Below are 301 nucleotides of genomic sequence, written 5' to 3'. Positions count from 1 at the left end.
GGGTTAAATTTAATGAGAAATGTATAAAGGATTGTAAACATTTATTATCTCATAAAGAAGTATTGGAATTTACATTATTTTATATGTGTAAGAGAGCTAAATCTCTATCAAAAGAGCAATTAAATAGTGATATGATGAGTCTAGCGATGTATTGTAATACGGTTGTGTATGACTTATACACACATGACCTATTACGAAAATATCGTAAGTGTACAGACTTCCTATCATATTATGGACCTAGTCAAGCGGTGTTAGCTTGTCAAAGAGCTGTACTTTCTCAAAATTCAGATCGATTAGACCC

The 301-nt window shown here is 31.6% G+C and carries 1 protein-coding gene; it reads left to right on the top strand.

Features of this window, described 5'->3' with window-relative positions:
• Nucleotides 1–301, top strand: a 301-nt coding sequence (locus ACSG5Z_RS30620; RefSeq protein WP_435712832.1) for a DUF3965 domain-containing protein, incomplete at both ends; no start/stop codon positions are given.

The sequence above is a fragment of the Bacillus pretiosus genome, assembly GCF_051294775.1.
GTDB lineage: Bacteria > Bacillota > Bacilli > Bacillales > Bacillaceae_G > Bacillus_A > Bacillus_A wiedmannii.
This window is presented reverse-complemented; position numbering and strand designations above follow the sequence as displayed.